Raw genomic sequence first — 25,123 nt, forward strand, 5'->3', positions numbered from 1 at the left:
TATGCCAGGACGGGCGTCTCAAGGACGGGCGGATGCGCGTTGACATCGCTCACGCGTTCGTCCATATTTCTCGGCATGTCGCCCCGTCACGCCGTCTCCGACAGCGCCGCCCTTGAGCTGGCGCTCTTCGGCGTGACCGGACACACCGTCGCCGACATTCTCTGTAGCTGACGCAGCCCGAGCGCTCGTCGGCTTTCCGTTCTTCTCGCCGCGCCCGGGTTCTTCCTTCCCGCAGGCGCCGTCGCACCCCCTTTCGGGCTGATCTCCCGTGCCTGCGGAATTCGCTTGCCTTATCCCGCAATTCACCCCGAGAGGTCTACTTCCGATGCGCCCTTCGTCCGTCATCTCACGCCGCGTGGCAGCGGCCGCCGTCAGTGTCGTCCTGGCCTCGGGCGCCGCCGCCTGCGGTCCCGAGGACGCCGGCGCCAAGGGCGGTACTTCCGGCAGGGACGCGGGCGCGCCGCGGAAGGGCGGCACGCTCACCGTCCTCAACAACGAGGCCCAGAGCGACTTCGACCCGGCCCGCCTCTACACGTCCGGCGGCGGCAACGTCCCGTCCCTCGTCTTCCGCACGCTCACCACCCGCAACCGCGAGGCGGGCGCCGCCGGCACCCAGGTCGTCCCCGACCTCGCCACCGACACCGGCCGCCCCAACAAGGACGCCACCGAGTGGACGTACACGCTGAAGGAGGGCCTGAAGTTCGAGGACGGCACGGCCGTCACCAGCGCCGACATCAAGTACGGCATCGAGCGCTCCTTCGCGGCCGAGCTCTCCGGCGGCGCCCCCTACCTGCGGGACTGGCTGGTCGGCGGCGACACCTACCAGGGCCCCTACAAGGACAAGAAGGGCCTCGCCTCGATCGTCACCCCCGACGCGCGGACCATCGTCTTCAAGCTGAAGAAGCCCGAGGGCGAGTTCCCCTTCGTCGCCACCCAGACCCAGTTCGCCCCCGTCCCGAAGGCCAAGGACACCGGCGCCAGGTACGAGGAGCACCCGGTCTCCTCCGGCCCGTACAAGGTCGTCAAGAACGACAACGACGGCGAGCACCTCGTCCTGGAGCGCAACGAGCACTGGGACCCCGCGACCGACGACGAGCGCAAGGCCTACCCGGACAGGATCGACGTCAAGTCCGGGCTCGACGAGGCCGTCATCAACCAGCGCCTCGCCACCTCCACCGGCGCCGACTCCGCCGCCGTCACCACCGACACCAACCTCGGCCCCGCCGAACTGGCCCAGGTGGGCTCCGACAAGGCCCTCGCCGCCCGCGTCGGCACCGGCCACTTCGGCTTCACCAACTACATCGCCTTCAACCCGAAGGTGAAGCCCTTCGACAACCCGAAGGTCCGCCAGGCGATCTCGTACGCCGTCAACCGCACCAGCGTCGTCAACGCCGCCGGCGGCTCCGCCCTCGCCGAGCCCGCCACCACCTTCCTGCCCGAGCAGAAGGCCTTCGGCTTCACGCCGTACGACCACTTCCCGGCCGGGAGGACGGGCAACCCGGAGAAGGCCAGGGAGCTGCTCAAGGAGGCGGGCTACCCCCACGGGCTGACCGTCACCCTGCTGCACTCCACCGCCCAGAACCGCACCACCAGCCCCGAGATCGCCACCGCCGTCCAGGAGGCCCTCGGCAAGGCCGGCATCACCGTCGAGCTCGACGGCCAGGAGCCCAACTCCTTCAACGAGAAGCGCTGGAGCGTCAAGGACGCCCCCGGCTTCTTCCTCTCCCGCTGGGGCGCCGACTGGCCGGCCGGCGGACCGTTCCTGGCCCCGATCTTCGACGGGCGCCAGATCGTCACCAACGGCTCCAACTACAACCACGCGCAGCTCGACGACCCGGCGGTCAACAAGGAGATCGACGAGATCAACAAGCTGACCGACCTCAAGGCCGCCGCCGCCCGCTGGGGCGCCCTCGACAAGAAGATCGGCGAGCAGGCCCTCGACGTGCCGCTCTTCCACCCGGTCTACAAGCGGCTCGTCGGCAAGGACGTCAAGAACGTCGTCATCAGCGACTGGACCGGCGTCCTCGACATCTCGCAGGTCGCGGTCAAGTGACGTCCCTGACCGACGTGCCGGTGCCCGTGGCGGCCCTCCCCGCCACGGGCACCGCCCGGCAGGTGTGGCGGCGGCTGCGCAACCGCCCGGCCGCCCTCGCCTCCGCCGCCGTCCTCCTCCTGCTCGTCCTCCTCGCCCTCGCCGCGCCGCTGCTCGCCGCCCTGACCGGCCAGGACCCGCACACGTACCACGACGAACTCGTCGACTCGGCCCGCGGCGGGGTGCCGTACGGCGCCTTCGGCGGGGCGAGCGCCGAGCACTGGCTCGGCGTCGAACCCGGCACGGGCCGCGACCTGTTCGTGCGCCTGCTGTACGGCGCCCGGATCTCGCTGCTCGTCGCCCTCGGCGCCACCGTCGTCCAGGTCCTGGCCGGGCTGCTCATCGGCCTCGCCGCCGGACTCGGCAACCGCTGGGTCGACGGCGCCCTCGGCCGGATCACCGACGTCTTCCTCGCCCTGCCGTTCCTCGTCCTCGCCATCGCGCTCACCGCCGTCGTCCCCCGCGACTTCCCGCGCCCGCTGCTGCTCGTCCTGGTCATCGGGCTGCTCGGCTGGGCCGGCACCTCCCGGATCGTGCGCGCCCAGACCCTCACCCTCAAGAGCCTCGACTTCGTCGCCGCCTCCCGGCTCGCCGGCTCGGGACGGTGGCGGACCGCCCGGCGCGAACTGCTGCCCTCGCTCGCCGCGCCCGTCATCACCTACGCGGCGATCCTCGTCCCCACCAACATCGTGGTCGAGGCCTCGCTCTCCTTCCTCGGCGTGGGCGTCACCCCGCCCACCCCCTCCTGGGGGCAGATGCTGTCGACCGCGCAGACCTGGTTCCGTGCCGACCCGGCGTACGTACTGCTCCCGGCCGGACTCCTCTTCGTGACCGTGCTCGCCTTCACCGTCCTCGGCGACGCCCTCCGCTCCGCCCTCGACCCGCGCGAGGCCGGCCGGCTCGGCGTGGGCACGCGAAAGGAGACCTCCCGATGACCCGCTACGTCCTGAACCGGCTCGCGGGCGCGGCGCTCGTCCTCCTCGCCCTCTCCGTCCTCGTCTACGCCCTGTTCTACGTCGCGCCCGGCGACCCCGCCCGGCTCGCCTGCGGCGAACGCTGCAACCCGCAGCAGATCGCCCAGGTCCGCGAGCAACTCGGCCTGAACGAGAGCGTGTTCGCCCAGTACCTGCACTTCCTCCAGGGCGTGTTCGCCGGCCGGGACTACTCCACCGGCACCGGCGTCCTGCACTGCGAGGCGCCCTGCCTCGGCCTGTCGTACCAGACCGACCAGCAGGTCACCGAGCTCATCCTCGACCGGCTGCCCGCCACCGCCTCGCTCGCCCTCGGCGCCATGGTGATCTGGCTCGTCATCGGCATGGGCACCGGGCTGCTCTCCGCGCTCCGCCGCGGAAGGCCCACCGAGCGGATCCTCACCGTCCTCACCCTCGCCGGCACCGGCACGCCCGTCTTCATCCTGGGCCTGCTGCTCCTCATGGCGGTCTGCGCCTACCTCCAGTGGCTGCCCTTCCCGACCTATGTGCCGCTCGGCGAGGACCCCGAGCAGTGGGCCTGGAACATGCTCCTGCCCTGGCTCACCCTCGGCTTCTTCGAATCCGCCAAGTACGCGCGGCTCACCCGCAGCTCCACCCTGGAGACGCTCGCCGAGGACCACATCCGCACCTTCCGCGCCTACGGGGTGGGGGAGCGGTCCGTCGTCACCCGCCACGCGCTGCGCGGCGCCGTGCCGCCGGTCATCGCGCTCAGCGCCGTCGACCTCGGCACCATGTTCGGCGGGGCCGTGCTCACCGAGTCGCTCTTCGGCATCCCCGGGCTGGGCAAGACCCTGATCGACGGCGTCCGCCACGTCGACCTGCCGATCGTCGTGGGCATCGTGCTCCTCACCGGGGTCGCCGTGGTCCTCGCGAACGTCGTCGCCGACCTCCTCTACGCCCTCGCCGACCGAAGGGTCGCCCTGACATGACGCTCCCGAACCCCGTGCCCGGCACCACGACCCCGCTCGTGGAAGCCGACCGCCTCACCGTCGAGTTCCCCCGGGAGGCCGGGGCCGTACGGGCCGTCGACGGCCTCTCCTTCACCCTGGAGGCCGGCCGCGCGCTCGCCCTCGTCGGGGAGTCCGGCAGCGGCAAGTCCACCGTCGCAGGCGCCCTCCTCGGCCTCCACCGGGGCACGGGCGCGCGCGTGGGCGGAACCGTGCGGGTCGGCGGCATCGACATCGGCACCGCCGGCCCCGCCGAGCTGCGAAGGCTGCGGGGCGGGGTCGCCGCCATGGTCTTCCAGGACCCGCTGTCCGCCCTGGATCCCTACTACTCCGTCGGCGACCAGATCGCCGAGGTCTACCGGATCCACCATCCTGGATCCAGAAAGGCCGCCCGCGCCCGCGCCGTCGAGGTCCTCGACCGGGTCGGCATCCCCGACGCGTCCCGCCGCTCACGCTCCCGCCCGCACGAGTTCAGCGGCGGCATGCGGCAGCGTGCCCTCCTCGCCATGGCCCTCGCCTGCGAGCCGAAGCTCCTCGTCGCCGACGAACCCACCACCGCCCTCGACGTCACCGTGCAGGCCCAGATCCTCGACCTGCTGCACGAACTGCGGCGCGAGACCGGCACCGCGCTGCTCCTCGTCACCCACGACGTGGGCGTGGCCGCCGAGAGCGTCGACGAGGTGCTCGTCATGCGCGGCGGACGCGAGGTCGAACGCGGAACCGTCGCCGGGGTGCTCGGCGCGCCCTCGGAGCCGTACACCCGCGCGCTGCTCTCCGCCGTGCCCCGGCTCGACGGACCGGCGCGGACACCGGCCGCCGGGAAGAGCGAGATCCTTCTCGAAGCGAGCGGCCTGCGGCGGGAGTTCGGACGCGGCAAGGGCGCCGTGACCGCCGTCGACGACGTCTCCCTCACCGTCCGGGCGGGCGAGACCCTGGGCATCGTCGGGGAGTCCGGCAGCGGCAAGACCACCCTCGGCCGGATGCTCGTCCGGCTCCTCGACCCGAGCGGCGGCCGGCTCCGCTACCGGGGCACGGAGATCGGCGCCCTGCCGGAACGGGAGCTGCGCCCGTACCGCCGCGAGCTCCAGATGGTCTTCCAGGACCCGGTCGCCTCCCTCAACCCGCGCCGCTCCGTCGGCGAGTCCATCGCCGACCCGCTGCGCGTCGCCGGCGAGCGGGACGAGACCCGGATCCGGGGCCGCGTGCGGGAACTGCTCGACCGCGTGGGGCTCGACCCCGACCGGTACGGCGCCTACCCGCACGAGTTCAGCGGCGGCCAGCGCCAGCGCGTCGGCATCGCCCGCGCGCTCGCCGCCGAACCCCGCCTGATCGTCTGCGACGAACCCGTCTCGGCGCTCGACGTCACCACCCAGGCCCAGGTGACCGCGCTGCTCGCCGAACTCCAGGCCGAGCTCGGCCTCGGGCTCGTGTTCATCGCCCACGACCTCGCCGTCGTCCGGCAGGTCGGCGACCGGGTCGCCGTCATGCGCGCCGGCCGGATAGTGGAGCAGGGCACGGTCGCGGAGGTGTACGGCACGCCCCGCGACCCGTACACCCGGCAGCTGCTCGCCGCCGTCCCCTCGCTCGATCCGGTGCTCGCGGCGGAGCGCAGGGAAGGGCGCCGGGAGCCGGCCGCCGCCTGACTTTCCGTCACCGCCCGGCCGCTTAGCGCGACAGAACGCGACCGGGACGGGAAAGTTACGTGCATTCACCCCTTCCGGTGGTGCGACGGACAACCGTCCGTCGCACCACCGGTGTCTCCGCTTACGTTTTTCCCGCTGCGAGTCACCGGACCGACGGTGGCCGCCGTCAAGGGAGATCGGGGGTGCACGCGTGCGGATCGGACTGCTCACGGAGGGTGGCCACCCGTACGCCACGGGTGAGTCCGGACGCTGGTGCGCACGGCTCGTACGCGGGCTCGGGCAGCACCGGTTCGACCTCTACACCCTCGGCGGGACCGGCACCCCGCCGCCCCTCCCGCCGAACGCCCGCGTCGTCCGCGCCGCCGACCCCGGCGGCCTCGGCACGGCCGCCGCGCCGCACTGCGCCGGAGAACAACGCGCCGCCCGCCGGGCCTACGGCCGGCGCGAGCGGCGCCGCTTCACCGAGGCCTACCACCGGCTCGCCACCGGACTCTGCGCCGAGGACGACGAGACCTCCTTCGCCGACGGGCTCTACGCCCTCGCCGAACTCGCCCGCGAGCGCGGCGGACTGACCGGCGCGCTCCACTCCGACGACGCCGTCCGCGCCCTGGAGGCCGCCTGCCGCGCGCCCGGCGCACGCCGGGGTGCGGCGGCGGCGACACTCCCCGACCACCTCGCCTTCGCCGAGCACCTGGAGCGCGCCCTCCGCCCCCTCTCCCTCGACTGGTACGAGGAGGAGGCGCTCGGCGCGGCCGACCTCTGCCACGCCGCCGCCGGAGGCACCACCGCCCTCCCCGGCCTGCTGGCCAAACGCTTCTTCGGAACCCCGCTGCTCGTCACCGAGTACGGAGTACCCCTGCGCGCCCACTACCTCTCCGCGGCCGGCGCCGACCGCTCCGGCCCGCTGCGCGCCCTGCTCGCCGCCCTCCACGGCCGGCTCGCCGCCGAGATCTACCGGCAGGCCGCCCTCCTCACCCCCGGCAACGCCCACGCCCGCCGCTGGCAGGAGAAGTGCGGCGCCGACCGGGCCCGCATCCGCACCGTCCACCCGGGCATGGCCGCCGAGCGCTTCGCCGAGGTCGGCGAGGACGAGGAGAGCGGCGACCCCGCCACCCTCGTCTGGGTCGGCCGCGTCGAACCCGCCAAGGACCTCGTCGGCCTCCTCCACGCCTTCGCCGAGATCCGGGCCCGGCAGCCCGACGCCCGGCTGCGGATCGTCGCCGTGCCCCTCCGCGAACCGGGCGCCGGCGCCTACCTCACGTACTGCAAGGGGCTCGCGGCCCAGCTCTTCCCCGACGAGGCCTCCGGCGCACACGCCGTCGGCGAGAACCCCGTCACCTTCGAAGAGCTCGGCGGCCCGGAGGCGCCCACCCCGGAGGAGACCTACGCCTCCGGCGCGCTCGTCGTCCTGTCCAGCGTCGTCGAGGGCTTCCCCGCCGGCCTCGTCGAGGCGATGTTCTGCGCACGGGCCACCGTCTCCACCGACGTCGGCGCCGTCGTCGAGATCATCGGCGGCACCGGCCTCGTCGTCCCCCCGCGCAACCCCCGGGCGCTCGCCGACGCGTGCCTCGCGCTGCTCCGCGACCCCGAGCGCCGCCACCGGCTCGGCGCCGCCGCCCGCGCCCGCGCGCTCGAACTCTTCACGGTCGAACAGAACCTCGCCGCGTTCCGCGACATCTACCTCGAACTCCTCTCCCACGCCCCGGTGCGCCACCGCCCCGGGGACGGAGTCCCCTTCGCCCACCCGGCCGAGGCCCATGTGCCGGGCAGCTGGGCACCCAAGGCCGTGACCGCGGGGACAGGAGCCCCCGATGCCTGAAGGAGGCACCCCCATGCGCGGCTCCGCCGCCCCGACGAGCCCCGGAGCCTGGGACGCCCGCTCCGAAGCCCTCCTCGGCACCCCCGCCCTCACGGCGGCGGGCGCCCTGGACCTGCGCGGCCCCGCCCCCGAGGGCCCCGCCGAGGCCCCACCCGCCGGGATAGCCGCGGCCCCGGAGACGGCCCCCGCGCCCCCACGACCGGGCACGGCATGGGCGCCGGGCGAGGCGGGCTCGCCGGACCCGGAGCGAGCGGATCTCACTGACCCCGGAGACCTCGCGCGGCCGGCGGATCTCGAAGAGCCGGGAGATTTCGCGCAGCCCGCGGATCTCCAAGAGCCGGGAGGTTTCGCGCAGCCGGCGGGTCTCGAAGGGTCCGGAGACCGCACGGAGGAAGACCCGGCGGAAACCGAAGCCCCCACCGCCCCCGGCGCGGACGGCGCCACGCGCCCGACCACTCCGGTCGCCCCCGGCGCGGACGCCGCCACGCGCCCCCGGAGCCGTCGCGGGAACGCCGACCCCGTCAAGGTGCTCATGCACCGGCACCGGGACCTCTGCGAGCGGGCCGTCGACCCGCTGGAGATCGCCGCCGGCCTCGAAGCACAGGGGTTCACCGACCGGACCGCCGCGCGGTTCCGGCACCGGGACGTCTTCTCGCTCGCCGAGGAGCTCTACGCGCGCGTGCCCCGCGGCCAGGAGCCGCCCGCGCCCGCCGCGGAACCGGACCGGCCGAACGGCCCCTGGGCGCTCGCCACGCTCGCCCCCGGCGCGGTCGCCGCACTCGCCGGCCTCGGGCTCACCTTCAGCTACGGGACCGCCCGGCTCGCCGTCGGGACCGCGGGCGCGTTCGCCCTCGGCGGGGCGCTGCTGCTCGCCGTCCGGCGAGGCCCCTTCCGCGCCCCCGCCGGGGGGACCGTCCCCGCCGCCGCCCTCTGGACCCTCTGGCTCCTGGCGTACGCGGTCGGCGGCGACGGACTCCTGGAGGAGGTCCTCAGCGGCGGCCCCGACGGGCCCTGGACGCTCGACCCCACACCCCTCCTGGGGCTCGCCCTGGCCGTCGCCCCCGCCGCCTGGTGCGCCCACCTCTTCGCGAGCCGGGCCCGCCGGCGGATCGCCGACAGCCGCGGCCTCGCCGACTTCGCCGCCGTCACCCGGCCGCTGCTCCTCGGCACCCTCGCCCTCCAACTCCTCGCGCTCGCCGCCCTGCTCGCCCTCACCCGCTTCAGCTCCGGAGCCCTCGCCCTCGGGGCGCTCCTGCTGCTCGCCCGGCTCCTCACCGTCCACGGCTTCCCCGAGACGGCCGCCGCCGCCCTCGCCGCCGCCTGCGCCGCCGAGGCCCTCGCCCTCGCGAGCGTCCTCGCCGCGCGTGTCCCCCTCCCCGGCTTCGACGCGCTCGCCACCCCCGTGCGCGCCCTCGTCGAAGCCGGGGGCCCCGGGGCCGTACCCACCCTCGTCTGCGGCGCCGCCGCGCTCGGCCTGCTGGCCCACGCGACCGGCGCCCTCGCCCGGGCCTCCGCCCACGCCACCCCGTGAAGGCCCCCATGAAGACCCCGCACACCCGCGGAGCCGACGCCGCGGGCATGCCCCGTCACCTCTCTCGACACCTCGCAAGGAGACCGAAGACCATGACCCCTCAATCCCAAGGACCGGCCGGTCGGCACGTAGGGGCCGCGCGATGAGGGTTCTCCTGCTCGGAGCCAACGGCTTCATCGGCCGCTTCGTCGCCGATCGGCTGCTCGCCGACCCGGCGGTCCACCTCACCGCGCTCGGCCGGGGCGACGACGCCGACGTGCGCTTCGACCTCGCCTCCGGCAGCCCAGGCGCGCTCACCCGCTTCCTGGACGCCGTCCACCCCGGCGTCGTCGTCAACTGCGCCGGAGCCACCCGTGGCGGCGCCCGCGAGCTGACCCGGCACAACACCGTCGCCGTCGCCACCGTCTGCGAGGCCCTGCGCCGCAGCGGCTGCGGAGCCCGGCTCGTCCAGGTCGGCTGCGCCTCGGAGTACGGGCCGAGCCAGCCCGGCTCCTCCACGGCCGAGGACGCCGTCCCGCGCCCCGGCGGCCCGTACGGCGTGTCCAAGCTCGCCGCGACGGAACTCGTCCTGGGCTCCGGGCTCGACGCCGTCGTCCTGCGGGTCTTCTCGCCCGTCGGCCCCGGCACCCCCGCCGGCTCCCCGCTCGGCCGCCTCGCCGAGGCGATGCGCCGCGCGATGCAGGCCGGCGACGGCGAGCTCAAGCTCAGCGGCCTCGGCGTGCAGCGGGACTTCGTCGACGTACGGGACGTGGCGCGGGCCGTCCACGCGGCCTCCCTCTCCGCCGCCCAGGGCGTCGTCAACATCGGCACCGGCCGCGCCGTCCGGCTCCGTGACGCCGCCGCCGTCCTCGCCCGGGTGGCGGGTTACGCCGGCAACCTGCACGAGCTGGACGCCCCGCACGGCATCCCGCAGCGCCCGATGATCGGCGCCCCCCGCACCGAGGGGACCATCGCCGACCAGCTGGGCTCCGCCCCGTACCCGTACCCCGACGGCTGCGGACCCTGGCAGCAGGCCGACGTCCGCACCGCCCGCGACCGGCTCGGCTGGCGGCCCCGGATCAACCTGGAGGAGTCCCTCGCCGACATCTGGATGGAGGCGGCGTGTCGCATCTGACGACGACCACGGCCACCGGTGCCGTCCAGGCGCTCGGCTTCGGGGTCCCCGGCTACGCCCACCCGCTGCTCGCCCCCGTCGAGTGGGCCGAGCTGACCCGGCCCGGGACCCCGCTGCACTGGGCGGTGCTCAACGTGGCGGAGGGCCCCGGGAGCCGCCCCGACCCGCACTGCCTGGAGGCGGCCGGAAAGCTGCGGAACGCCGGGGTGAAGGTGCTCGGGCACCTGGACCTGGCGTACGGCTCGCGGCCCTTCGGGGAGCTCGTCTCCGACGCCCACCGCTTCCTCGACTGGTACCGGGTCGGCGGCTTCTACCTGGACCGGGCCCCCGCCGACCGGGCGGACCTGGCCGGGACCCGGCGGCTCACCGCGACCCTGGAGGCCGTCCTGGGCGGCGAGGCCCACCTCGTCCTCGGCCACGGCACCCACCCCCACCCGGGGTACGCCGAGGCCGCCGACCAGCTGGTGACCTTCGCCGGCTCCTGGGTGGACTACCGCTGGTCACAGGTGGCGGAGTGGACCGCCGAGTACACGGAGACGAAGTTCGTCCACCTCGTCCACGGCGTCCCCCGCACCCACCTGGACGAAGCCCTCCGGATCGCCCGCTGGCAGGGGGCCGGAACGATCTTCTTCACGGACCGCGCCGGGGGCCCGGGACAAAGTGCGCCATTTCACTCGCTGCCCGGCTACTGGGACGAAATCGTCTCGCGTATCGGAACGGGTGTCTCGGAATGAGAAGGGGCGTGGCAGTGTTACGGGGAGAACAACCGTACTGACATACCGACCCAGCTGTATTGATGAGGTCTCCGTGACGCTGCCACCCCTGGTCGAGCCCGCTGCCGAGCTCACCGTAGACGAGGTCCGCAGGTACTCCCGCCACCTGATCATCCCGGACGTCGGGATGGACGGGCAGAAGCGGCTGAAGAACGCCAAGGTGCTCTGTGTCGGTGCCGGGGGCCTCGGCTCCCCGGCGCTGATGTACCTGGCCGCCGCCGGCGTGGGCACGCTCGGCATCGTGGAGTTCGACGAGGTGGACGAGTCGAACCTCCAGCGCCAGATCATCCACAGCCAGGCCGACATCGGCCGGTCCAAGGCCGCGTCGGCGCGCGACAGCGTGCTCGGCATCAACCCGTACGTGAACGTGATCCTTCACGAGGAGCGGCTCGAGGCCGACAACGTGATGGACATCTTCAGCCAGTACGACCTGATCGTCGACGGCACGGACAACTTCGCCACGCGCTACCTGGTGAACGACGCCTGCGTGCTGCTGAACAAGCCGTACGTCTGGGGCTCGATCTACCGCTTCGACGGCCAGGCGTCCGTGTTCTGGTCCGAGTACGGCCCCTGCTACCGCTGCCTCTACCCGGAGCCCCCGCCGCCGGGCATGGTCCCGTCCTGCGCCGAGGGCGGCGTCCTGGGCGTGCTGTGCGCGTCCATCGGCTCCATCCAGGTCACCGAGGCGATCAAGGTCCTGGCCGGCGTGGGCGACCCGCTGGTCGGCCGCCTGATGATCTACGACGCCCTGGAGATGCAGTACCGCCAGGTCAAGGTCCGCAAGGACCCCGACTGCGCGGTCTGCGGCGAGAACCCGACCGTCACCGAGCTCATCGACTACGAGGCCTTCTGCGGCGTCGTGTCCGAGGAGGCCCAGGAGGCGGCGCTCGGCGCGACGATCACTCCCAAGCAGCTCAAGGAGTGGATCGACGCGGACGAGAAGATCGACATCATCGACGTCCGCGAGCCGAACGAGTACGAGATCGTCTCGATCCCCGGCGCGCGGCTCATCCCGAAGAACGAGTTCCTGATGGGCAACGCCCTCCAGGACCTCCCGCAGGACAAGCGGATCGTCCTGCACTGCAAGACGGGTGTCCGCAGTGCGGAGGTCCTCGCGGTCCTCAAGTCCGCGGGCTTCGCGGACGCGGTCCACGTCGGCGGCGGCGTGATCGGCTGGGTCCACCAGATCGAGCCCGAGAAGCCGGTCTACTAGGACGCACGGAAGGCCCCGGACCCGCCGACGCGGGTCCGGGGCCTTCCGTGTGCGCCGGGGCCGTCACTGCTTGCAGACCGTGCCCGAGGCGGGGACCTTGCCCTCCAGCAGGTACGCGTCCACCGCCTTCTTCACGCAGCCGCTGCCGCTGTTGTAGGCGCCGTGCCCCTCGCCCTCGTACGTCAGCTCCACGCCCACGCCCTTGCCGAGCGCCTCCACCATGGCCCGGGCACCCTCGTACGGCGTGGCCGGGTCGCCGGTGTTCCCGACGACGAGGACCGGCGCCGAGCCCGGCGCCGAGACGTCCGGGTGCTCCCAGCCGCCGGGGACCGGCCACTGTGAGCAGGAGGCCAGCGCCCAGCCCATGAAGTCGCCGAAGACGGGGGAGGCCTCGCGGAACCGGCCGAGCCGCTCCTTCGCCTGCCCCAGGGTGTAGCGCTCCTTGAAGTCCACGCAGTTGATGGCGGCGTTCGCGGCCTGGATGTTGCTGTACGAGCCGTTCTCGCCGCGCCCGTTCATCGAGTCGGACAGGGAGAGGAGCAGCGCCCCGTCCCCGCCGTCGGCCGCGTCGAGCCCCTGCTCCAGATACGGCCAGAACTCCTTCGAGTACAGGGCCTGCGCGATGCCGTTGGTGGCCTGCGTCTGGGTCAGCCGGCGGCTGCCGATCCCGGGGATCGGCTTCTTGTCGAGGGCCGCGAGGAGGTCCGTGATCCCCGTCTCGATCTCGGCGACGCTGCTGCCGGGCAGGGCGCACGCGTCGCCGCGGTCCACACAGTCCTGGGCGAAGTTGTCCAGGGCGAGCTGGAAGCCCTTCGCCTGCCCCAGGGCGCCCTCCTCGACGCCCGCGTCCGGGTCGACGACCGCGTCGAAGACGGCCCGGCCGACGTTCTTCGGGAACATGTGGGCGTAGACGCCGCCGAGTTCGGTGCCGTACGAGATGCCGAAGTAGTGCAGCTTCTCGTCGCCGAGGACCTGGCGCATCAGGTCCAGGTCCCGGGCCGCGTTCTCGGTGCCGACGTGCGGCAGGGCGGCGCCCGCGTCCCGCTCGCAGCCCTTCGCGTACCGCTTCTGCGCGTCGGACAGCGTCCGCTCCTCGGCGGTGTCGTCGGGCGTGAAGTCCAGGGCGTAGTAGGCGTCGAGCTCCTTGTCGGTGGCGCACTCGACGGGATCGCTGCGGCCGACCCCGCGCGGGTCGAAGGAGACCAGGTCGTAGCGGCCGCGCAGCGCCTCGTAGTCCTTGGCGAAACCGGGCAGACCGGTGATGCCGGAGCCGCCCGGCCCGCCGAAGTTGAAGACGAGCGAGCCGATCCGCCGGGAGGTGTCACGGGCCCTGGCCCGGATGAGAGCCAGCTCGATGGTCTCGCCCTCCGGCACGGACCAGTCCAGCGGCGTCTCGAGGAAGGAGCACTCCCAGACGGCGCCCCCGGGCAGCGGGGACGGCGCGGGCCCGCCGCCCTCGGCGGCGGACGGCGCCGGACACGGCGCCCAGGACAGCTTCTGCGCCGCGAGCGACGCGCGCCCGGCCGTGCCGCTCGGCTGCGCCGAGGCCGCCGTGTCGTCTCCCCCGTCCGAGCACCCGGCGGCGAGCAGCACGGTGGTGGCGGTCAGCAGGGCGGCGCGCTGGGCGGCGGAGATCGGCATAGGCCCATCGTGGGCCGGGGCCCCCGCCCCCGCGCGGGACAGGGGGCCAAAGGGGTGGCTGCTACAAGGCTTCGCGCCGCGTCAGCCAGTTGAAGCAGAGCCACCCCGGCAGCACCGGGATCCACAGCGTGAGCATGCGGTACAGGAGGACCGCCGGGGTCGCGACCTCCAGCGGCAGGTTCCCCACCGTCACCAGGCCGACGGTCAGGGCGCCCTCGACGGCGCCGACGCCGCCCGGCGTCGGCGCCGCGGAGCCGAGCGCGTTGCCCGCGAGGAAGACGACGGCCACGCTCGCGTAGCTGATCGACTGGTTGTCGTGGCCGAAGGCCCGGATCGAGGCGTCCAGGCAGAACACGAACGTGCCCGTGAGCAGCAGCATCCCGCTGATGCCGGTCAGCAGCTTCACCGGCCGCTGGAGCACGTCCAGCATGCGCGGCACCACGCCCGCGAAGAGCGAGCGCAGCCGGGTCGACACGAACTTGCGCATGAACGGGATCGCCGTCACCACCAGGACGAGCACCGCGACCGTGAGCAGTCCGGCGATGACCGTCCTCGACGGGGTGAAGGACTGCGACTTCTCCGTGCCCGTCAGATAGCCGAAGGAGAGCAGGAGCAGGATGTGCGCCCCGAGCCCGAAGAGCTGCGAGGCGCCGACGCTCGCCACCGCGAGCCCCGGCCGCACCCCCGCGCGCTGGAGGAAGCGGGTGTTCAGGGCGACGCCGCCGACCGCCGCCGGGGCGACGATCTTCACGAAGGAGCCGGCGACCTGCGCCACCACCGTCCGCCAGAACCCGACCCGCTCGGGCACGAAGCCCAGCAGGCTCATCGCCGCCGCGACGTAGCTCAGCGCCGAGAACAGCACCGCCGCCGCCACCCACCGCCAGTCCGCCTGGCTGATCGTCGACAGCGGGGTGCTGGCGATCTGCGAGAGCAGGTAGTACGCGGCGACCGCGCCCGCGATCAGGCTGACCAGGGTGCGCGGCTTGATCCGCTCCAGACGCACCGGCTCCACCGGGGCCTGCGGGCGGATCAGCAGCACCTGCTGCCGGATCTGGGCGAGCAGATCCTCTTCGCGGGCCTCGTCGAGAGCGGTGTCGAGTGCCCGCTTCTCGGCCTTCTTGTCCGCCTTCTTCTCGGCCTTCTCCGCCCGTACGGACTTCCTGTCCGCCGCCTCGGCCTTCGCGAGCTCCCGCTCGTGCTTGGCCGCCTCCGAGGCCGCGAGCACGGCCTCCCGCTCCCGGGCTGACCGCTCCCGCGCCAGCTTCCGGAGCGTCGCGCGGGTGGAGCGGCTCAGCGCGATCGGCTGGAGCAGCGGCAGGCAGTCGGCGACGCTGTCCGGGCCGAGCACCTCGACGGCCGCGGCGACCGCCCGCTCCGCGCCGACCCGCAGACCGAGGGTGGTGAGCAGCTGGGCGATGTCCATCCGCAGCACCAGGTCGCCGGCCGCGATCTCGCCGCCCCGCAGATCGGTGAGGATCACCTTGCCGGAACGATCCACCAGGATCGCGTCCCCGGTGAGCCGGCGGTGCGCGATCCGGCGCGACTGCAGCGCCCGGACCTGGCGCCAGGCACTGAGGACCAGCGCGTCGGTGATCTCGGCGTCGTCGAGCGAGTCCAGGCTCCGGCCGCCGGTGTGCTCGTACACGAGCATCACGGCGTCCGGGCCGAGCTCCGAGGTGGCGATCAGCTTCGGCGCGTTCGCCCCGGCGGCGATCGCCGCGTACGCGAGGAGCGCCTCCTGCTCCAGGGCCTGGCGCAGCGAGACGATCGAGCGGCGGGTGGTGATCGTCCGCAGGGTGATCCGCCGCCACGCGCGGTAGAAGAAGCCGTGCGCCTGCTGCTCCCGGTCGACGACGGTGACGTCGAGCGGCGGCCCGGCCTCCAGGGTCACGATGTACCGGCGGCCCCGGTCGCCGCTGTCCGCGGAGTCGGGCACGCCCTCGGCGCGCAGCGCGGTCACGGGCCGGAACCCGACCCGGCGCAGGCCGGCGAGGAGGGTCTGCCCGGTGGGCCGGACGTTCGGCGAGCCGACGGCGTACAGCGTGCCGTACGCCACCGTCCAGCCGATCAGCACGGTCAGGATGATCGAGAGCGCGGTGGTGTAGCCGGCCACCAGCATCGTGAACGCGTCGAGCAGCAGCACCGCCCAGAGCGACACCCGCCAGCGGGGCCTGCGGGCCATGCCGACGGCGGTCATGTACGCGATCACCGGCGCGAGGTAGTTGTGCACCGGGTCCGTCAGTCCGCCGCCGGACTGCGGCTGGGTCAGCGCGTCCTGGATCGTGCCGGGCGCGGCCTGGGCGACCCAGAGGTCGGTGGCGAGCGTGACGCCGTGCGCCAGGACGGCGGCGAGGACGCCGTCCGCGATACGCAGCCCGTCCCGCTTGATGAGCCGCTCGATGGCGAAGGCGACCGGCACGAGCAGGACGGCGATGGACGAGACGAGACCGGCGATCTTGACGAAGACGTCCGGGGCGCCGACCGCGCCCTTGTTGATGTCCTGCTCCAGACCCGAGGTCGTGGCGTGGGCGAAGGCGGCGACGGCGATGACGAGCCCGATGGCGAGCAGGCCGACGAGCAGCCGCATCAGGTCGGAGGGCCGGTGGACGCGGGCGGCGAGCAGCGGCTCGTCACCGGAGACCCGCTCGGGCACGTCGGGCTGCGCCCCCTCAGGAGGCTGCGTGTCCTGCCCCATCACCATGTCCGTCTCTGCCTGCGCGTCTTGTCGGTCTTGTTCTCGTATGTCGTGTTCTTGTGCGTGTCGCTCTTGATCTCGTATCACCAGTCACCGCCCGGACGATGGTGGCACGAAGAGCTCCCGCGCGGAGGCATCAGGGCCATGTCGGTGCGGTGAGGCAGGATGGGGCGGATGAGCGTGGAGGAGCCCGTGGGGGAGACCGGAGAACTGCCCGAGTACGCGGAGCGGGTGCTCGAGGTCGCCGACACCATCCCTCCCGGCCGCGTGATGACCTACGGGGACGTGGCCGAGTGGCTGGGTGAGGGCGGGCCGCGCCAGGTCGGCCGGGTCATGGCCCTGTACGGCGGGACGGCCCCGTGGTGGCGCGTCGTCCGCGCCGACGGCACGCTGCTGCCCGGCCACGAGCTGCGGGCCCTCGGCCACTACCGCGAGGAGGGCACCCCGCTGCGGGCGGCGGGCCCGGCGGCCGGGGGACACGTGCCGAGGATCGACATGCGCCGGGCCCGCTGGGACGGAACTCACACCTGAGGGCGCCGGCCCGGCGGACACGGGCGGGGAGACGGGCCCGCGGGGGTGGACGCGGTACGGAGTACGGCTCGTCGGCCGCCCGCTTCGCGTAACGTCGACGTCCGCGACTCGCGTGCCGGCCCCCCGGCCGGCTCCCGAGACGGCGGCCACGGAACACGGCCGCCTCACCCGCACCACCCCACCCACCAGGACCGGCGATCCACGTGAGCTCCTCCTCCACCACCCGGCGTACGCCGCCGCCCCAGGGACAGCCGTACCCGGGTCCGGGCCGGCAGCGGACCCCGGGCGCGTACCGACTGGTACGCACCACGCCGGCCCCGCTGGATCCCCCTCAGCTGGACGCAGTCCAGCGCGAAGTGGTTGACCACACCGGCGGACCTCTCCTCGTCCTCGCCGGACCCGGCACCGGAAAGACCACCACCCTGGTCGAGGCGGTCGCCGCCCGCATGGAGAACGGCGCCGACCCCGAGCGCCTCCTCGTCCTCACCTTCAGCCGCAAGGCCGCCGTCGAACTCCGCGACCGCATGGCCACCCGGCTCGGCGGCCGCCGCCCTCCCCAGGCCACCACCTTCCACTCGTACTGCTACGCCCTGATCCGCGCCCACCAGGACGCCGAGCTCTTCGCCGAACCGCTCCGGCTGCTCTCCGGGCCCGAGCAGGACCTCGCCGTCCGCGAACTGCTCGCCGGCCAGATCGACCTGGAGAAGGCGGGCCTCGGCCGGGTCCGCTGGCCCGACGAACTCCGCGCCTGCCTCACCACCCGGGGCTTCGCCGACGAGGTACGGGCCGTGCTCGCGCGCTCCCGCGAACTGGGCCTCGGGCCGGACGCGCTGGCCCGCTTCGCGGACCGGGTCGGACGCCCGGACTGGAAGGCTGCGGCCGGCTTCCTCGCCGAGTACCTCGACGTCCTCGACCTCCAGGGCGTCCTCGACTACGCCGAGCTCGTCCACCGGGCCGTCCCGCTCGCCCGGGACGCCCGCCTGCCCGCGTACGACGCGATCTACGTCGACGAGTACCAGGACACCGACCCGGCACAGGTCCGGCTCCTGCACGCGCTCGCGGGCGACGGCCGGAGCACGGTCGTCGCCTTCGGCGACCCCGACCAGTCCATCTACGCCTTCCGCGGCGCCGACGTGAACGGCATCCTCGACTTCCCCTCCTCCTTCGGCGGCGCCGAGGTCCGCGTCCTGCGCACCTCGCGGCGCGCGGGCAAGGAGCTGCTCGCGGCGACCCGGCTGCTCGCCCAGCGCATGCCGATGCCCCGGCTCCCCGCCGACAAGGTCCGCGCCCACCGCGAGCTCGCCCCGACGCGGGACGGGGGGCGGGCGGAGGCGTACACGTACCCCACGGCCTCGGCCGAGGCCGATAACATCGCCGACCTGCTGCGCCGCGCGCACCTGGAGGACGGCGTCCCCTGGCAGGACATGGCCGTCCTCACCCGCGCCGCCGCCACCCTCCCGTCCCTCCGCCGCGCCCTCACCTCGGCAGGCGTCCCGGTCGAAACGGACGCGGCGGACACCCCCCTCCGCCACGAACCGGCGGTGACGCCTCTGCTGGCGGCCCTGAGGGCGGTGGCGACTGCGGACCCCGTTGTGGGCATGCGTTCCGCCGGGACGGAACGGGTGGGCACAACCACCCACGGCGCCGCACAATCGGTGCCGGACGCCGCGCCCGCCGAGCCGGACGCCGCGCCCGCCGAGCCGGACGCCACGCCCGCCGAGCCGGACGCCGCGCCCGCCGAGCCGGACGCCGACGCGCCGGTCCCCCCCGCCGGCCCTTCGGCGCAGCCGGACGCCCGCCCCGGCTGGCTCCCGGTGGAGACCGCGCTGGAACTCCTCGCCTCACCCCTCGCAGGGGTGGACCCGGCGGACCTCCGCCGTCTGGGCCGCGCCCTGAGGGACGAGGAGCGCGCCGCCGGCAACAAGGTCCCGCCCCCCTCCGACGTCCTCCTCGCCCGCGCCCTCGCCGAACCCGAGCGCCTCGTCGCGCACGACCCCGCCTACGCGCGCGGTGCCCAGCGCCTCGGGCGGCTCCTCCAGGAGACCCGCGCGCTGCTGGACGCCGGCGGCACCGCCGAGGAGGCCCTCTGGGTGCTCTGGAACGGCACCCCCTGGCCCGGCCGCCTGGAGCGCGCCGCCCTGCGCGGCGGCCCCGCCGGGCGCAACGCCGACCGTGACCTCGATGCCGTCTGCGCCCTCTTCGAGACCGCAGCCCGCGCCGAGGAGCGCGTCGGCGGCCGGGGCGTCCTCAACTTCCTCGAAGAGCTCGACGCCCAGGACATCGCCGCCGACACCCTCACCCGCCGGCACACCCGCCCGGACGCCGTGCGCCTGATGACCGCCCACCGTTCCAAGGGCCTGGAGTGGAGCTTCGTCGTCGTCGCCGGCGTCCAGGAGGGGCTCTGGCCGGACCTGCGCCGCCGGGGCTCCCTCCTCGAAGCCGACCGCATCGGCCGCGACGGACTCGCCGAACCCCTCACCCCCGGCGCCCTCCTCGCCGAGGAGCGCCGGCTCTTCTACGTCGCCGCCACCCGCGCCCGTGACCGGCTCGTCGTCACCGCCGTGAAGGCCGCCGCCGAGGACGGGGACCAGCCGTCCCGGTTCCTCACCGAGCTCGGAGCCGAGCCGAAGGACGTCCCGGGCCGCCCCCGCCGCCCGCTCGCCGTCTCCGCGCTGGTCGCCGAGCTCCGCGCCACCACCGTCGACCCGGACGCCTCACCCGCGCTCCGCGAGGCCGCCGCCGACCGGCTCGCCCGGCTGGCGGCCCTCACCGACGACGAGGGCCAGCCCCTCGTCCCGGCCGCGCACCCGGACCGCTGGTGGGGCCTGTTCGAGCCGACGCACAGCCCGGAGCCGCTGCGGGACCGCGACCGCCCGGTGGCTCTGTCGCCGAGTTCCCTGGAGAACCTGGTCTCCACCTGCTCCCTCCAGTGGTTCCTGGGCCGGGAGGTCAAGGCGGCGGCCCCCGCGACCGCGGCCCAGGGCTTCGGGAACGTCGTCCACGTCCTCGCCGACGAGGTCGCCTCCGGGCGCACCCCGGCAGACCTCGACGTCCTCATGGCCCGGCTGGACTCCGTGTGGGACGCCCTCGCCTTCGACGCGCCCTGGAAGTCGGCGCAGGAGAAGCAGCACGCGCGCGTGGCCCTCGAACGCTTCCTGAGCTGGCACGTCATGGACCGCGGCGGCCGCACCCCCGCCGCCTCCGAGCACGGTTTCGACGTGACCCTGGAGGCGGGGGAGTACGAGGTCCGCATCCGGGGCTCCATGGACCGCGTCGAGACCGACGAGCACGGCCGCGCGTACGTCGTGGACTTCAAGACCGGCAAGTCCGCCCCCACCAAGGACGAGGTCGCCCACCATCCGCAGCTTGCCGTCTACCAGCTCGCCGTGCGCGAGGGCGCCCTCGACGAGGTCTTCGGCGACCGCCCGGAGCCGGGCGGCGCCGAGCTCGTGCAGCTGCGGCAGGCCGCCCCGAAGAAGGAGGGCGGCGACGCCCTGCCCAAGGTCCAGGCGCAGGAGGCGCTGACCGGCGAGTGGGTCGGCGAGCTGCTCGCCCACGCGGCGGGCCGGGTCCTCGACGAGCGGTTCACCCCGAGCACCGGCCAGCACTGCACGACCTGCGCCTTCCGGGCCTCGTGCAGCGCCCAGCCGGAAGGCCGACAGGTCGTCGACTGACGCACCGGCCCGGCGGCCCGGTCGCGGGCACGCGCGCGCGGGGCGACCCTGGTGGACAGGGGGCCGGGAACGCGAGGAGGCCCGCATGGCGTCCCACCGAAAGCTCCGCGCCGCGGCAGTCGTCTGCGCCGCCGTCGTCGTCACAGGGCCCGCACCGGTCGCGGCCCGGGCCGTGACCGCCGCCCCCGCGGTCACCGCTCAAGACGGCGCCGCCCCACCCCGCGCCCCGGCGCCCGCCCCCTCCCCGGACCCGTTCGCGGACCTCACCCCCGACGAGATCGCCGACCGCGCCGTCACCGCCACCCAGTCCGCGACCTCGCTTCGCATGACCGGCCGCGTCGTCAGCGACGGCCAGCCGCTCGACATCGACTTCGCCGTCAACGACAAGGGCGAGTGCACCGGCCTGATGAAGGTCAAGGGCGGCGGTGCGGAACTGCGGCGGCTCGACCGCGTCACCTACCTGAAGGGCGACGAGGCCTTCTGGCGGGCCTCCATGACCTCCCAGGGGATGCCCGAGGCGCAGATCGCGGCCACCATCGAACTGCTCAAGGACCGCTGGCTGAAGATCGCCCCGGGGCAGGAGGGCAGCGAGGACCTCGGCGGAGTCTGCGACCTGAAGTCGCTCCTCGCCGACCTGGACGAGGACAAGGAACAGCGCAGGGGGCTGACCCGGGGACCGGACGGCAAGGTCGACAAGACCCCCGTCGCGACCGTGGTGAAGAAGGAGGACGGCGAGACGACCACCGTGTCCGTCTCCCAGCAGGGCAAGCCGTACATCCTGAAGATGGTCAAGACGGGCGGTGACGAGCCCGGCTCGGTGGTGCTCTCCGACTACGACAAGCCGGTCCGCGTGAAGACCCCGCCGCCCGACCAGACGGTGGACCTCTCCAAGCTCGACCAGGGCACGCCCGCGTAGAACAGCAGGTCAGAGGCGTACGGGACCGGACTGTCGGTCGGTCCCGTTAGCCTCTTCGGAGTGACCGCACACCTCACCGACCCCGAGCAGCTCAAGGAGCTCCTCGGCATCCCCTTCACCCCGGAGCAGACGGCCTGCATCACCGCGCCGCTCGCCCCGCAGGTCGTCGTGGCCGGAGCCGGGTCCGGCAAGACGACGGTGATGGCCGCCCGCGTGGTCTGGCTGGTCGGCACGGGCCAGGTCGCCCCCGAGCAGGTCCTCGGTCTCACCTTCACCAACAAGGCGGCCGGTGAGCTCGCCGAGCGCGTCCGCACCGCCCTCGTCCGCGCCGGCGTCACCGACCCCGACGTCATCGGCCCCTCCCACCCGTCGCCCGGCCACCACCCCTCGACGACGGCGGTTCCCGCCGACCCCTATTACTTCCCGGGCGAGCCCCGCATCTCCACGTACCACGCCTTCGCCGGGCAGCTCCTCACCGACCACGGCCTCCGGATCGGTCTGGAGCCCACCTCCCGGCTCCTCGCCGACGCCACCCGCTACCAGCTCGCCGCCCGCGTGCTGCGCGAGGCCCCCGGCCCGTACCCCGCTCTCACCCGGTCCTTCCCGACCCTCATCACCGACCTGCTCGCCCTCGACGCCGAGCTCGCCGAGCACCTCGTGCCGCCCGAGCGGCTCCTCGCGTACGACTCCGAGCTCCTCACCGCCCTCGCCGGCGCCAAGCTCAGCAACGCCGACCTGCGCAAGGTGCCCGAGGCCGCCGCCGCCCGCCGCGAACTCCTCGACCTCGTCATCCGCTACCGCGCCGCCAAACGCTCCCGCGACCTGCTCGACTTCGGCGACCAGATCGCCCGCTCCGCCGAGCTCGCCACCACCCGGCCCGAGGTCGGCGCGATCCTGCGCGAGGAGTTCCGGGTCGTCCTGCTCGACGAGTACCAGGACACCTCCGTCGCCCAGCGCCTGCTCCTCGCCGGACTCTTCGGCCAGGGCCCGTCCGGCCGCGCCACCGGACACCCCGTGACCGCCGTCGGCGACCCCTGCCAGGCCATCTACGGCTGGCGCGGCGCCTCCGTCGCGAACCTGGACGACTTCCCCGAGCACTTCCCCCACGCGGACGGCAGCCTCGCGAGCCGCTACTCCCTCTCCGAGAACCGGCGCAGCGGCGGCCGCCTCCTGGACCTCGCCAACGGCCTCGCCGCCCCCCTGCGCGCCATGCACGCGGGCGTGGAGGCGCTGCGCCCCGCCCCGGGGGCCGAGGCCGACGGCAGCGTCCGCATCGCCCTCCTCCCCACCCACGCCGAGGAGATCGACTGGCTCGCCGACTCCCTCGCCCACCTCGTACGGACCGGCCGCGAGCCCGGCGAGATCGCCGTCCTGTGCCGTACCGCCACCGACTTCCCCGCCATCCACGCGGCCCTCGTCGCCCGAGACGTGCCCGTCGAGGTCGTCGGCCTCTCCGGCCTGCTCCACCTGCCCGAGATCGCCGACCTCGTCGCCGTCTGCGAGGTCCTCCAGGACCCGGGGGCCAACGCCGCCCTGGTCCGCCTCCTCACCGGCCCCCGCTGGCGCATCGGCCCCCGCGACCTCGCCCTCCTCGGCCGGCGCGCCCGCCTCCTGGTCCACCGAGGCGGCGACGAGACGGATCCGGAGCAGCGGCTCGCCGCCGCCGTCGAGGGCGTCGACCCGGCCGAGGTCGTCTCCCTCGCCGACGCGCTCGACACCTTCCTCGACTCCGGCGGCACCGACGACGGCCTGGCCTTCTCCGCCGACGCCCGGGTCCGCTTCGCGCGCCTCGCCGCCGAGCTGCGCGCCCTGCGCACCTCGCTCGCCGACCCCCTCATGGACGTGCTGCACCGGGTCCTCGCCGCCACCGGCCTGGAGGTCGAGCTCTCCGCCTCCCCGCACGCGCTCGCGGCCCGCCGCCGCGAGACCCTCGGCCACTTCCTCGACATCGCCGCCGGCTTCGCCTCCCTCGACGGCGAGGCCAGCCTCCTCGCCTTCCTCGGCTTCCTGCGCACGGCCGTCCAGTTCGAGAAGGGCCTCGACCACGCGCTGCCGGGCGGTGAGAACACCGTGAAGGTCCTCACCGCCCACAAGTCCAAGGGCCTCGAATGGGACGTCGTCGCCGTCCCCGGCCTGGTCGCGGGCCAGTTCCCCAGCGCCCGCGCCCGCGAGTCCTGGACCGCGCAGCCCCAGGTGCTCCCGCACGCCCTGCGCGGCGACGCGGCCACCCTGCCGGCGATCGACACCTGGGACGCCAGGTCCCTCACCTCCTTCAAGAACGAGATGCGGGACCACCAGCACACCGAGGAGCTCCGCCTCGGCTACGTCACCTTCACCCGCCCCCGCTCCCTGCTCCTCGGCTCCGCCCACTGGTGGGGCCCGGCCCAGAAGAAGCCCCGTGGCCCCTCGGACTTCCTCCAGGCCCTGTACGACCACTGCGCGGCGGGCCACGGAGAGATCGAGGCCTGGGCGGACGAACCGGAGAAGGACGCTCAGAACCCGACCCTGACGGACAGGAACACGGACCGGACCTGGCCCCTCCCGCTGAACGACGAGGCGCTGGCCCGAAGGAGGAAGGCGGCGGAACTGGTCCAGGAGCGGTTGTGGGCATACGTTCCGCAGGACGACGGGGAGGGCGGGCACAACCACCCGAGCACGGCGCCCGACCCCCAGGACCCGCACCCCCAGCACCCGCACCCCGAGGAACCCTGGCCCGACGAGGAGGAACCCGTCTGGGACGAGGAGGCCCTCCCCGAGGACCTCCACAAGGACGCGGTCCCGGCTCCCCGGGAGCCCGAGGCCCCGCCCTCGGAGCCGTACACCGAACTCACCCCCGAGGACGCGAAGGCCATCGCCTCCTGGGACAGAGACCTCACCGCCCTCACCGCCGAACTCCGCCGCGCCCGCGCGACCACGAGGGACGTCCTGCTCCCCGCGTACCTCTCCGCCTCCCAGGTCCTGCGCCTCGCCGCCGACCCCGACGGCTTCGCCCAGGAGCTGGCGCGGCCCATGCCGAAGGCGCCGCAGCCCGCGGCCCGCCGGGGCACCCGCTTCCACGCGTGGGTGGAGTCCCGTTTCGAGGAGCTCCCGCTGCCCCTCCTCGGCCCGGAGGAGCTGCCCGGCGGCGAGGACTTCGCGGGGGAGCCCGAGATCCTGGACGAGCGGGACCTCGACGAGCTCAAGGAGGCCTTCGCCCGCACCCCGTACGCCCACCGCACCCCGTACCGCGTCGAGGTCCCCGTGCACCTGTCGCTCGCGGGCCGGGTCGTCCGGGGCAGGATCGACGCCGTCTACCGGGACCCGGAGTCCGGGGCGTACGAGATCGTCGACTGGAAGACCAGCCGGGACCGCACCGCCGACCCGCTCCAGCTCGCGATCTACCGGCTCGCCTGGGCCGAGCAGCACGGCCTCGCGCCCGAGGAGGTGGCGGCCGCCTTCGTGTACGTCCGAACGGGTGAGGTCGTCCGTCCCGCCCGGCTGCCCGGCCGGGCCGAGCTGGAGGCCCTCCTGCTGGGTGGGGCACCTCAGGCCGCCGGATAGGC

General features: G+C 74.2%; 16 protein-coding genes. 14 read left to right on the top strand and 2 right to left on the bottom strand.

Annotated elements, in window-relative coordinates:
• Nucleotides 1-75: 75 nt before the first annotated feature.
• The 10 genes from ACZ51I_RS16055 (at nucleotide 76) to moeZ (ending at nucleotide 12,124) form a co-directional block, all read left to right on the top strand.
• Entirely contained in the window at nucleotides 76-171 is a 96-nt protein-coding gene (locus ACZ51I_RS16055; protein ID WP_468876021.1) for an Ms4533A family Cys-rich leader peptide, read from the top strand.
• 154 nt (nucleotides 172-325) lie between these two features.
• On the top strand, nucleotides 326-2,053 hold the full coding sequence (locus ACZ51I_RS16060) for an ABC transporter substrate-binding protein (protein ID WP_468876023.1): 1,728 nt from the start codon (nucleotides 326-328) through the stop codon (nucleotides 2,051-2,053).
• Entirely contained in the window at nucleotides 2,050-3,027 is a 978-nt protein-coding gene (locus tag ACZ51I_RS16065) for an ABC transporter permease (RefSeq protein ID WP_468876025.1), read from the top strand. The genes ACZ51I_RS16060 and ACZ51I_RS16065 overlap by 4 nt, the downstream gene beginning before the upstream one ends.
• Nucleotides 3,024-4,013, top strand: coding sequence for an ABC transporter permease (locus ACZ51I_RS16070; protein ID WP_468876027.1), 990 nt, complete (start codon nucleotides 3,024-3,026; stop codon nucleotides 4,011-4,013). The genes ACZ51I_RS16065 and ACZ51I_RS16070 overlap by 4 nt, the downstream gene beginning before the upstream one ends.
• Nucleotides 4,010-5,674: an ABC transporter ATP-binding protein gene (locus ACZ51I_RS16075; RefSeq protein WP_468876029.1), complete on the top strand. Its 1,665-nt coding sequence runs from the start codon at nucleotides 4,010-4,012 to the stop codon at nucleotides 5,672-5,674. Before ACZ51I_RS16070 ends, ACZ51I_RS16075 begins: the two co-directional genes overlap by 4 nt.
• Nucleotides 5,675-5,864: 190 nt before the next feature.
• Nucleotides 5,865-7,493, top strand: coding sequence for a glycosyltransferase (locus tag ACZ51I_RS16080; RefSeq protein WP_468876031.1), 1,629 nt, complete (start codon nucleotides 5,865-5,867; stop codon nucleotides 7,491-7,493).
• Nucleotides 7,486-9,024 (top strand): hypothetical protein, encoded by a 1,539-nt coding sequence (locus ACZ51I_RS16085; RefSeq protein WP_468876032.1) that lies wholly within the window; start codon nucleotides 7,486-7,488, stop codon nucleotides 9,022-9,024. The genes ACZ51I_RS16080 and ACZ51I_RS16085 overlap by 8 nt, the downstream gene beginning before the upstream one ends.
• 142 nt (nucleotides 9,025-9,166) lie before the next feature.
• Complete coding sequence (locus ACZ51I_RS16090) at nucleotides 9,167-10,138, top strand: NAD-dependent epimerase/dehydratase family protein (RefSeq protein ID WP_468876034.1); 972 nt, start codon at nucleotides 9,167-9,169, stop codon at nucleotides 10,136-10,138.
• Nucleotides 10,126-10,872: a spherulation-specific family 4 protein gene (locus ACZ51I_RS16095; protein WP_468876036.1), complete on the top strand. Its 747-nt coding sequence runs from the start codon at nucleotides 10,126-10,128 to the stop codon at nucleotides 10,870-10,872. Before ACZ51I_RS16090 ends, ACZ51I_RS16095 begins: the two co-directional genes overlap by 13 nt.
• Nucleotides 10,873-10,945: 73 nt before the next feature.
• The gene (moeZ, locus tag ACZ51I_RS16100; protein WP_468876038.1) at nucleotides 10,946-12,124 is read left to right on the top strand and encodes an adenylyltransferase/sulfurtransferase MoeZ; all 1,179 of its coding nucleotides are present in this window, start codon (nucleotides 10,946-10,948) and stop codon (nucleotides 12,122-12,124) included.
• 63 nt (nucleotides 12,125-12,187) lie between these two features.
• On the opposite strand, the gene ACZ51I_RS16105 is transcribed toward moeZ, so the two are convergent.
• Both ACZ51I_RS16105 and ACZ51I_RS16110 read right to left on the bottom strand, forming a co-directional pair.
• Nucleotides 12,188-13,765, bottom strand: a complete 1,578-nt coding sequence (locus ACZ51I_RS16105) for an alpha/beta hydrolase (RefSeq protein WP_468876040.1) — start codon at nucleotides 13,763-13,765, stop codon at nucleotides 12,188-12,190.
• 61 nt (nucleotides 13,766-13,826) lie between these two features.
• Nucleotides 13,827-16,466, bottom strand: coding sequence for a lysylphosphatidylglycerol synthase transmembrane domain-containing protein (locus tag ACZ51I_RS16110; RefSeq protein ID WP_468876042.1), 2,640 nt, complete (start codon nucleotides 16,464-16,466; stop codon nucleotides 13,827-13,829).
• A 159-nt stretch (nucleotides 16,467-16,625) separates the two neighbouring features.
• On the opposite strand from ACZ51I_RS16110, the gene ACZ51I_RS16115 reads away from it, so the two are divergent.
• The 4 genes from ACZ51I_RS16115 (at nucleotide 16,626) to ACZ51I_RS16130 (ending at nucleotide 25,121) form a co-directional block, all read left to right on the top strand.
• Nucleotides 16,626-16,991, top strand: a complete 366-nt coding sequence (locus tag ACZ51I_RS16115) for an MGMT family protein (protein WP_468876044.1) — start codon at nucleotides 16,626-16,628, stop codon at nucleotides 16,989-16,991.
• Between the two features lie 203 nt (nucleotides 16,992-17,194).
• Nucleotides 17,195-20,665, top strand: coding sequence for an ATP-dependent helicase (locus ACZ51I_RS16120; RefSeq protein WP_468876046.1), 3,471 nt, complete (start codon nucleotides 17,195-17,197; stop codon nucleotides 20,663-20,665).
• Between the two features lie 85 nt (nucleotides 20,666-20,750).
• Nucleotides 20,751-21,581, top strand: a complete 831-nt coding sequence (locus ACZ51I_RS16125; RefSeq protein WP_468876048.1) for a hypothetical protein — start codon at nucleotides 20,751-20,753, stop codon at nucleotides 21,579-21,581.
• Nucleotides 21,582-21,641: 60 nt separating this feature from the next.
• Nucleotides 21,642-25,121 carry a UvrD-helicase domain-containing protein gene (locus ACZ51I_RS16130; RefSeq protein WP_468876050.1) on the top strand — a complete coding sequence of 1,160 codons (3,480 nt, stop codon included), beginning with the start codon at nucleotides 21,642-21,644 and terminating at the stop codon, nucleotides 25,119-25,121.
• Nucleotides 25,122-25,123 lie beyond the last annotated feature (2 nt).

This window comes from Streptomyces sp. NPDC034084 (genome assembly GCF_055575535.1).

Bases quoted from the DNA above. Each gene is read 5' to 3' on its own strand.
- ACZ51I_RS16075 (WP_468876029.1), top strand. From the start codon at position 4,010: ATGACGCTCCCGAACCCCGTGCCCGGCACCACGACCCCGCTCGTGGAA.
- ACZ51I_RS16090 (WP_468876034.1), top strand. From the start codon at position 9,167: ATGAGGGTTCTCCTGCTCGGAGCCAACGGCTTCATCGGCCGCTTCGTC.
- ACZ51I_RS16110 (WP_468876042.1), bottom strand. From the start codon at position 16,466: ATGGTGATGGGGCAGGACACGCAGCCTCCTGAGGGGGCGCAGCCCGAC.
- ACZ51I_RS16055 (WP_468876021.1), top strand. From the start codon at position 76: ATGTCGCCCCGTCACGCCGTCTCCGACAGCGCCGCCCTTGAGCTGGCG.
- ACZ51I_RS16115 (WP_468876044.1), top strand. From the start codon at position 16,626: ATGGGGCGGATGAGCGTGGAGGAGCCCGTGGGGGAGACCGGAGAACTG.
- ACZ51I_RS16085 (WP_468876032.1), top strand. From the start codon at position 7,486: ATGCCTGAAGGAGGCACCCCCATGCGCGGCTCCGCCGCCCCGACGAGC.
- ACZ51I_RS16070 (WP_468876027.1), top strand. From the start codon at position 3,024: ATGACCCGCTACGTCCTGAACCGGCTCGCGGGCGCGGCGCTCGTCCTC.
- ACZ51I_RS16125 (WP_468876048.1), top strand. From the start codon at position 20,751: ATGGCGTCCCACCGAAAGCTCCGCGCCGCGGCAGTCGTCTGCGCCGCC.
- ACZ51I_RS16060 (WP_468876023.1), top strand. From the start codon at position 326: ATGCGCCCTTCGTCCGTCATCTCACGCCGCGTGGCAGCGGCCGCCGTC.
- ACZ51I_RS16105 (WP_468876040.1), bottom strand. From the start codon at position 13,765: ATGCCGATCTCCGCCGCCCAGCGCGCCGCCCTGCTGACCGCCACCACC.